The organism is Bacillus sp. GMs2/2 (genome assembly GCF_050172095.1).
GTDB classification, from domain to species: Bacteria; Bacillota; Bacilli; order Bacillales; family Bacillaceae_G; genus Bacillus_A; species Bacillus_A cereus.
Genome location: NZ_JBNLYE010000362.1, coordinates 1 through 3,883, shown reverse-complemented (window position 1 = coordinate 3,883; position 3,883 = coordinate 1). Strand labels below are relative to the sequence as shown.

The following is a 3,883-nucleotide window of genomic DNA, read 5'->3' as shown; positions in this document are numbered from 1 at the left end:
GAAAGTTAAAATTACACATTTTACCATATACGTACTATAGATTACTCTCATTGCAAATATTATAATACCATAAAAATTTTTCATTTTTTCTTCAAAATAATGAAAGTAAATTACAATAATAGTATGTATTAATAAAGTGATAAAGGAGGTTCATAAAAATGAAAAATATTATCCCTGCACTATTAGTCTATTTTATCGTTTGCGTTATTTCCGTTATCATCCCAGCATCTGAAGGCTATAATTATGTCGGCTGGAAGTTATTTGTTGGGCAAGTGTATGCGATACCTATTTTCTTCATTACTACGATAATCACATTTTATATAAACAAGAAAAAATCTTACGAATAAACGATTATAAGGATAGCTAACGCTATCCTTATTTTAATTCGTTAATCAAAACTTTATATCCTTTCTTCTAAAAAGTTAAACGCAGTTCCTCCGAAATCCAGCTCTCTAATTTTGAAACAGATTCAATATTTTTTCAAAAAGCCCCTGTAATTTACTTTTCAATACTTCCATATCATTAAGCATACACAATGCGACTGTTTAAAAGTTAAAAATTTCTGCTTATTATAAATAAAAAAGGACAAATAGCCAATCTGACTACTTGTCCTTACTGTTCATCTGTACGCAATACGATTAAGCTTGGAATGCTTCTGTTAATACTGGTACGATTTGTTTTTTACGAGATACAACACCTTTTAAAGTAGCTGTATTGTTTTCTAGTGATACGTTGTATGCTTTCTCAACAACGTTTGCTGCTTTACCAATCGCAAGACCGACAGAATCGTTAGTTAAGATATCAGTTACAACGAATAAGAATAGGTCTAAACCTTTTTCTTCTACTACTGCAGAAATTACTTTTTCAAGTTCCGCTTGGTGTACAAGAACGTCATTTGTATCAACAGCGTTTACTTGTGCGATTTCAACTTTCGCATTACCCATTTGGAATTCTTTAGCATCAAGAGAGATTAATTGCTCCATTGTTTTTCCGCTTAAGTCAGCACCAGATTTTAACATTTCTAAGCCGTAGTTATCTGCATCTACACCAGCGATTTCCGCTAATTCACGAGCAGCTGCTACATCTTGTTCTGTGCAAGTTGGAGATTTGAATAGTAAAGAATCTGAAATGATTGCAGATAACATTAAACCTGCAACTTCTTTACGAATTGTTACGCCATTTTCTTTGTACATTTTGTTTAAGATTGTAGCTGTACAGCCAACTGGCTCACAACGATAGTATATAGGATCGCTTGTTTCAAAGTTAGCAATACGGTGATGGTCAATAACTTCTAACACACGAACTGATTCGATATCGTTAGCACTTTGTTGACGCTCGTTATGGTCAACTAAAATAACGTTGTCCACTTCGCTTGCTACTGTCTCAACAAAACGCGGTCCTTCTACTTTAAAATAGTCTAACGCAAATTGAGTTTCACCGCTGATTTCGCCTAAACGTACAGGCTCAGCATTCATTCCTAATTCTTTTTTCAATTCTGCATAAGCAATTGCAGAACAAATTGCATCTGTATCTGGGTTTTTATGCCCGAAAACTAGTACTTTTTCCATGTTTTCCACCTCTTCATGAAAAGGATATCTTAAAGAAGCAAATATGACAATATTTAAAGCATATTTTTTTATAAATAATTGCACTTTCTTCTATATTTTTCATCATTTTCATAAAAAAAATCATCTAAAATGAATTAGATGATCGAAATGTATGTTTCAATTAAAATAGTGTAGGAGCTTGCACTACATTGTTAAAAGCGAAATTTGAGGATAAGCCATTATTCAAAAGGTTTACATCTATAACTTGATAAAACGCATTTCCAGTGTCTGCAATTTCCCAAACAGCTAAAATAAGATGGTATCCACTACGGTCAGTTGGTACATTCGCTTCGTGCGTTACTGTTGTCCCTGGTCTAGCTCCACCGTCATTTTTCACATAGAATGGCACTAAATCTAAATCTGATCGCGTCAAAGGTTTATTGGAATTCCAACCTTTTTTCGTAATATAGTATTTCCACTCTTTCGTACTATGAGGAGCCGTTAGTTTCCACTTGAATGTATTCGTCCCGCCATTTAACGTAACTTTCTTCCACCTATCTACAGTTTGAACATCTAAAGCGGGAAAATGACCAGCCCCTGCAATTTGTCCATCAGAAGGTCCTAGTTGCGGAAATCCACCTATTCCTTCTACGCTTTGAGGTTCATATTGAATCGGTCCACAATTTACATTTACCCCTTGCTTACATAAATAAGATCGGCTCGCTGGTGATTCTACATATCCATGAGCTGAAGCCTTTTCTGAAAATCCAAATGTTAATAATCCCGTAAGTAATACGCCACCACTTAAAATAACTTTCTTCATCTTTTGTAAACTATTCTTTTTCATTCTTTCATCCCCTTCCCATAATAAAGCGAAAATAACTATAGTTGGCTAGTCATCTTCTCTACATTTATTATAAGACGAGAATCATTACTAAAAGAACCCTCTAAAAACTTTCTCAAATTCATTTAGTGCGTTAATTAGATTATAATTAACTATTTTAACACCGCCAGAAAAATATAGACGGTGTTAAAAATAGTCGTTTATTATTCACTTACTAATAATTAAGCACTCTCCCCGTTTGATTATACCTTAAATGTTTTTATAATAAATAACCGTAGCATCTAACTTTCCATTCAGAGAAATTGCATACCCTGGTATTGTTCCAACTTCTTGGTAGTCTAGTGATTTGTACAATTTATTGGAAGGATCTCCTTCTCTTGTATCTAATACTAAAAGAGACCTGTTTTCTTGCTTTGCTCGTTCCTCTGCTTTTTGCATAAGCGCTCGTCCAATACCGTTACGTCTAAAGTTTGGATGAGTCATTAATTTGCAAATCTCAGCTCTATGAATTCCGTTAGGCTTTGTAACTAACTGTAATTGAATACTCCCTGCTACTTCGTTGTTTATTTTAGCCACATACAATATCACTTCTGGCGCTAATACTGTTTGCCAATACTTTGTTGCATCTTTTTGTTCCAGTGGAGGCAAAAAACCAATTGATGCCCCATCATTTACAACCATTTTCAAAAGTTTCGAAAGTTCTTCTATATCATTTTCTAGTTTCTTAATTTCTTCAATTACTAAATTTCGCATTACTTTTCCCCCTTTTGTTTCATTGTAACAATTTTTAAAGAAGGAATAATGAAATAATAAGAGGAATTTATAGTAAGATATGATTTTTTGTGAAAGGATAACGATATGAAATATATATTAGATAGAACATACGCAAAAGAATTACTCGAATGGGCATATGAACAAAACCCGGGCCCTTGGTTTGAACATTCACTACATGTTGCTCATGCAACTGAAAACATAATTATAGAACTTATAAAAAAAGGGTACAAGCTAGATGCTGACATAGCATATAACGCTGCCCTTTTGCATGATATCGGAAGATACAAAGGTTTTACCAAATCGGTCATTCATTCCTATGATGGTTATATGTATATGAATGATTTAGGGTATACAGGAAACGCTGTTATTTGTGTGACACACTCATTCCCATGCAAAAATGAACATATAGATATCGCAGCGGAATGGAGTCTCGTTCCTGACCATATGAGAAGCCGGTTAGTTGAAATATTAAATGAACATTGTAACTACGACTTATACAATAAAGTAATTACTCTTTGTGACGCTCTTGCTGATGCGGATGGCTTTACTACGCTGGAAAGAAGATTAATTTCTGTTGGTTTGCGTCATGGTACAACATCTCATACATCTTTACATTGGAAAGGGTTTTATGCGATTAAGAAAGAATTAGAAGCTTTAATCGGTAAGAGTATATACACAGTTCTTCCTGATGTAGAAAAATCTATTTATGAAGATATAG

The 3,883-nt window shown here is 33.9% G+C and carries 5 protein-coding genes; 2 read left to right on the top strand and 3 right to left on the bottom strand.

What is annotated here, in order from left to right:
• Positions 1–158: 158 nt before the first annotated feature.
• Positions 159–347, top strand: coding sequence for a DUF4017 family protein (locus ACQGS6_RS24290; RefSeq protein ID WP_000789486.1), 189 nt, complete (start codon positions 159–161; stop codon positions 345–347).
• A gap of 291 nt (positions 348–638) precedes the next feature.
• Here the strand turns inward: ACQGS6_RS24290 and ppaC are convergent, their stop codons facing one another.
• The 3 genes from ppaC to ACQGS6_RS24275 form a co-directional block, all read right to left on the bottom strand.
• A complete protein-coding gene (gene ppaC / locus ACQGS6_RS24285; protein WP_426965727.1) occupies positions 639–1,568 on the bottom strand; it encodes a manganese-dependent inorganic pyrophosphatase in 930 nt (309 codons plus the stop codon).
• Positions 1,569–1,728: 160 nt separating this feature from the next.
• Positions 1,729–2,394 (bottom strand): lytic polysaccharide monooxygenase, encoded by a 666-nt coding sequence (locus ACQGS6_RS24280; RefSeq protein ID WP_065845364.1) that lies wholly within the window; start codon positions 2,392–2,394, stop codon positions 1,729–1,731.
• A 246-nt stretch (positions 2,395–2,640) separates the two neighbouring features.
• Positions 2,641–3,144 carry a GNAT family N-acetyltransferase gene (locus tag ACQGS6_RS24275; RefSeq protein ID WP_001245248.1) on the bottom strand — a complete coding sequence of 168 codons (504 nt, stop codon included), beginning with the start codon at positions 3,142–3,144 and terminating at the stop codon, positions 2,641–2,643.
• Between the two features lie 105 nt (positions 3,145–3,249).
• Here ACQGS6_RS24275 and ACQGS6_RS24270 point away from each other — a divergent pair.
• On the top strand, positions 3,250–3,883 hold a 634-nt coding region (locus ACQGS6_RS24270), incomplete at its 3' end, for an HD domain-containing protein (protein WP_426965726.1).